The organism is Longimicrobium sp. (assembly GCF_036554565.1).
Taxonomy (GTDB): Bacteria; Gemmatimonadota; Gemmatimonadetes; order Longimicrobiales; family Longimicrobiaceae; genus Longimicrobium.
The window spans coordinates 1-4,207 of the sequence record NZ_DATBNB010000522.1 but is presented as its reverse complement, the minus strand read 5'-3'; the positions used below and the strand labels follow the sequence as shown (position 1 = coordinate 4,207).

Sequence of the window (4,207 nt, the reverse complement as noted above, 5' to 3'; positions counted from 1 at the left end):
ACCTAAACGTTACCAGCTACGAGCCATCTCCGGATCGCGAGGCCTCGTTCGGAACGGTGCACGGCCAGCAGGCGACCGGACCGAATCCGCGCACCTGCTATTCAGGGTGCTGGTCGATGTGCCTTGCTGACTCAGACTGCTGCACAGACGATCAGCCTTCCTACTGCAAGGGCGACTGCTGACCCGCTTGTAGGGTCGAGTTGATCACTTCCGACTATGAAACTCGTCGCGCTGCCGTGTTCGGCGGTGGAGGGAAGGCGTCGACGAACTCATGTGGTAGCAGAGTGTCGGCACCGGCCCTCCCACCACCGGACGGCCGGTGTTTGCGCTCGCCCCCCAACCGTGGTCGTGCTGGCCCCGGGCATCTTGGGGATGAGCACATGGCGATTGAGGCGGCGCGGCGCTTCGAAACGTCATCGCCAACACCCGCGCGCGAGTAGGACCGCGTGTGCTTTCACCGGAGTCGGCCGATGGGCGGCCCGCTCAGAAGGCTACTCCGACGTATTGATCCGCACTCCGCTGTAAGGACCAGATGGACAACTCGCAATCGGACGGGATCGTCCAGAGCGGCCCCGGCGGCCTGCCTTTCGTGACGCTCATCGCTGCAGACGGCGCGCGCGCGGCGGTGTGCCTGCACGGCGCGCACGTCACCTCATGGGTGCCCGCGGGCGAGGACGGCGACCGCCTGTTCCTGAGCAGCCGGTCGGAGTTCCGTGAGGGCACCGCCATCCGCGGGGGCGTGCCCATCAGCTTTCCCCAGTTCGCCACGCAGGGCCCGCTGCCGAAGCACGGCTTCGCCCGGCTGACCACGTGGGCGCTGGTTTCGGCCGATCGCGGCGGGGCGGAAGCGGTGGCGGTCTTTCGCCTGACCGACTCGGCGGAGACGCAGGCGATCTGGCCGCACGCGTTCGTCGCGGAGCTGACCGTCCGTGTGGCGGGGGCGGCGATCTCGATGGAGTTCGCCGTCACGAACACGGGATCGGACCCGTTCTCGTTCACGGCCGCGCTGCACACGTATCTCCGCGTGGAGGACGTGCGCGAGGCGGCGGTCGTGGGGCTGCAGGGAACGCGCTACCGCGACAAGGCCGCGGGCGAAACGGAGCCGGAGGACCGCGAGCGGGAGCTCCGGATCGAGGGCGAGGTGGATCGCGTCTACCTGAATGCGCCACGGACGGTCGAACTGCAGGAAGGCGGGCGAACCCTCGAGGTGGCATCCACCGGCTTTGCCGACGTCGTGGTCTGGAACCCAGGCGCGGAAGCCGCTGCGAAGCTCGCCGACATGGAGCCGGACGGGCATCTGCGGATGCTCTGCATCGAGGCGGCCGCGGCCGGGTCGCCCGTCTACGTGGCGCCGGGCGAGCGATGGACCGGCTCGCAGTCGCTGACCGCCCGATGACGATCGTCGCCGCGGGCACGCCGCCTTCCGCCACGTTGCGCGCGGCGCTGGGCGACATCGACATCTACCTGTTCGACCAGCTGCTGAAGGGCGCGTTCGATTCGGCTCGTACGGTGCTGGACGCGGGATGCGGCGCCGGGCGCAACCTGGTGCCGTTCCTTCGCGGCGGGTTCGAGGTGTTCGGGATCGACCAGGACCCGTTCATCGTCGGCCGCGTGCGGCTGCTCGCGGCGGAGCTGGCGCCCCGTCTTCCCGAGGAGAACTTCCAGGCGGCCCCCGTAGACGCGCTCCCGTACGAGGACGAGCGGATGGACGCGGTGATCAGCAGCGCGGTGCTGCACTTCGCCCGCGACGAGCAGCACTTCGACGCGATGCTGCACGAGATGTGGCGGGTGCTGCGCCCGGACGGCCTCTTCTTCGCACGCCTGGCGACCAGCATCGGACTGGAGTTAAGGCTCCCGTCCTCGTCGCCGGGCCGCTATCGCCTGCCGGACGGAAGCGAGAGGTTCCTGATGAACGAAGCCGGACTGCTCGCCCGCACCGAATCCCTCGGAGCGACCCTCGCGGAGCCGATCAAGACCACGAACGTGCAGAACCTGCGGGCGATGACCACCTGGTGCCTGCGGAAGCGGAGCTAAGCCCCATTCATCGAACGATGCGCGCCACGCTGTCGATCATCGCCATTCTCCTCCTGGCGGCCTGCGCTCGTCCGGAGCCGCTGGACGAGCAGTCGGCTGTCCACGACCCATTCGCGCGCTGCAGCGGGGACGATCGGCGGGCCTGCATGGCCCAGGTAGAGGCCCGCGAAATCGCGGGTTCCGGTGGCCGCGTGCAGCGCCGGGGAATGCGGCTGACGTTTCGCCTGGGCAACGGGGAGACGACTGCTCTCGTGAACGACACCTCGGACGGCGGCAGCGCGAAGCGATACGTCTACGCCGGATACCTGCCCTCCATCCGCCACCACGTCGTGGAGGTTAGGTATTACGAAGGCGGGAGCGTGCTGCTGCTTCACGAGCAGACCGGCGCGACAACGGACGTGCACGGCTTTCCGGCCGTGGCTCCCGGCGGGCGGCGGGTCGCCACCGCGTCGATGGACCTGATCGCGGGGTACACTCCCAACCACATCCGGGTCTGGCGCGTTACGGACACGCACCTGGAACTGGAGTGGGGGCTGGACGGGGGCACCAGATGGGGCGCATCGGACCCGGTGTGGCACGGCCCGCACGTGGTGACGTTCACGCGCCACACGCTCCCGTCTCCATCCGCCGGTCCCAGCGAGGTCATCCGCACGTCCATGCGCCTGGACCTGCGCAACGGCGGCCTCACGGTGCAGTCTCAAGATCCCTGACCACGCGCCGATTGCGCGCGCGGCGGCGCGGGACCAGTTTCCATCCAACCTCTATCTCCAGCCCCGCGATCCCGGAGGAACCTGTGACCGAGACGATCCTCGCCCCGCCCGCGCCGCAGCCCACGCAGGCCCAGTTCGACGTGGCCGCCATCATGGGCGGCCTGTACGGCGACGGCATCATCGGCTGCAAGGGCGCCTTCAGCCGCGAGTGGGTGCAGGAACTGGGAGAGGACATCGAAGAGCTGTTCCAGGACGCGCTCAAGCGTCCCGGCGGCGCGGTGGGGCGCGGGCCCAAGCGGTACTACGTGGAGATCCACCCCGAAAAGATCCGCGGCTTCGTGGACCTGGTTACGCACCCGTGGGTGGTGGCCGTGTGCGAGGCCGTGCTCGGGCCGCACTACAAGATCGTGGAGATCGGGTTCGACGTGCCCGGCCCCGGCGCGCAGGACCAGCCCTGGCACCGCGACTTTCCCGCCCCCGAAGACACGCTCATCGGCCGCCGCCTGAACTCGCTGGCGTTCAACCTGACCACCGTCGACGTGTTCGAAGACATGGGGCCCTTCGAGATCGCCCCCGGCACGCAGTGGGACACGCCCGAAGGGTTCGAGCACGAGATGTTTCCGCCCAAGTCGCTCTATCCGCGGTACCTGGAGCGGGCGCAGCGGAAGATGCCCAAGATGGGCGACATCTCGGCGCGCTCGGCGCTCACCATCCACCGCGGCACGGCCAACTTCAGCCAGAAGTCGCGCCCGGTGCTGGTGCTGGGGGTGGATGCCCCGGGCGCCGACAACTCCGAGCGCCACGACCTGCAGTTCAGCCGCGCGTACTACGAGGCGCTGCCCGACGAGGTGAAGCAGCACCTGACCTGCCGCGTAGTGGAGGAACTGGAGCCCATCGTGCAGGGCCACAGCATCGAGGGCCTGATGATGGGCGAGGCGTAACGCGCTGCCCGGCGGTTGACACCCGCCGGGCGGCTTCGCAGATTGCGCACAGGATACGTCAACGCGCGGTCCCACCCTTGCGGGATGGGGCCGCGTTTTTCGTGCGACTGAACGGGACAAAAGCTTGGCGACTGGGCAGATGAGGGAACCGAACGGCAGCCGGTGCGTGGTGATCGTCGGCTCGCAGTGGGGCGACGAGGGCAAGGGCAAGATCGTCGACGTGCTGGCCGAGGACGTAGACGTCGTCGCGCGCTACCAGGGCGGCAGCAACGCCGGCCACACGGTGCACGTGGGCGACGCCGAGTTCATCCTTCACCAGATCCCATCCGGCATCCTTCACCCGCGACGCCGCTGCCTGCTGGGCAACGGGGTGGTGTTCGACCCTTTCCAGTTCTTCCACGAGCTGGACGCGCTCACCGCCCGCGGCATCGACGCCGAGGGCCGCGTGGGCGTCAGCGGGCGCGCGCACCTGCTGCTGAGCTATCACAAGGTGCTCGACCGGGCGGCCGAGGCGCGCCGCGG

The 4,207-nt window shown here is 69.0% G+C and carries 5 protein-coding genes; all 5 read left to right on the top strand.

The genetic code is table 11. The features are described 5' to 3' along the window. Positions 1-532: 532 nt before the first annotated feature. Positions 533-1,396: a D-hexose-6-phosphate mutarotase gene (locus VIB55_RS14360; RefSeq protein WP_331877341.1), complete on the top strand. Its 864-nt coding sequence runs from the start codon at positions 533-535 to the stop codon at positions 1,394-1,396. Continuing rightward, positions 1,393-2,034 carry a class I SAM-dependent methyltransferase gene (locus tag VIB55_RS14355; RefSeq protein ID WP_331877340.1) on the top strand — a complete coding sequence of 214 codons (642 nt, stop codon included), beginning with the start codon at positions 1,393-1,395 and terminating at the stop codon, positions 2,032-2,034. Before VIB55_RS14360 ends, VIB55_RS14355 begins: the two co-directional genes overlap by 4 nt. Before the next feature lie 17 nt (positions 2,035-2,051). Continuing rightward, positions 2,052-2,744, top strand: a complete 693-nt coding sequence (locus VIB55_RS14350; protein ID WP_331877339.1) for a hypothetical protein — start codon at positions 2,052-2,054, stop codon at positions 2,742-2,744. Between the two features lie 152 nt (positions 2,745-2,896). Continuing rightward, on the top strand, positions 2,897-3,685 hold the full coding sequence (locus VIB55_RS14345; RefSeq protein WP_349263031.1) for a phytanoyl-CoA dioxygenase family protein: 789 nt from the start codon (positions 2,897-2,899) through the stop codon (positions 3,683-3,685). A 139-nt stretch (positions 3,686-3,824) separates the two neighbouring features. Then, the coding region (locus VIB55_RS14340; protein ID WP_331877337.1) for an adenylosuccinate synthetase at positions 3,825-4,207 on the top strand (383 nt) is incomplete at its 3' end.

Excerpts from the sequence above, each read along its gene's own strand:
- VIB55_RS14350 (WP_331877339.1), top strand. The coding sequence starts at position 2,052 with ATGCGCGCCACGCTGTCGATCATCGCCATTCTCCTCCTGGCGGCCTGC.
- VIB55_RS14345 (WP_349263031.1), top strand. The coding sequence starts at position 2,897 with ATGGGCGGCCTGTACGGCGACGGCATCATCGGCTGCAAGGGCGCCTTC.
- VIB55_RS14360 (WP_331877341.1), top strand. The coding sequence starts at position 533 with ATGGACAACTCGCAATCGGACGGGATCGTCCAGAGCGGCCCCGGCGGC.
- VIB55_RS14355 (WP_331877340.1), top strand. The coding sequence starts at position 1,393 with ATGACGATCGTCGCCGCGGGCACGCCGCCTTCCGCCACGTTGCGCGCG.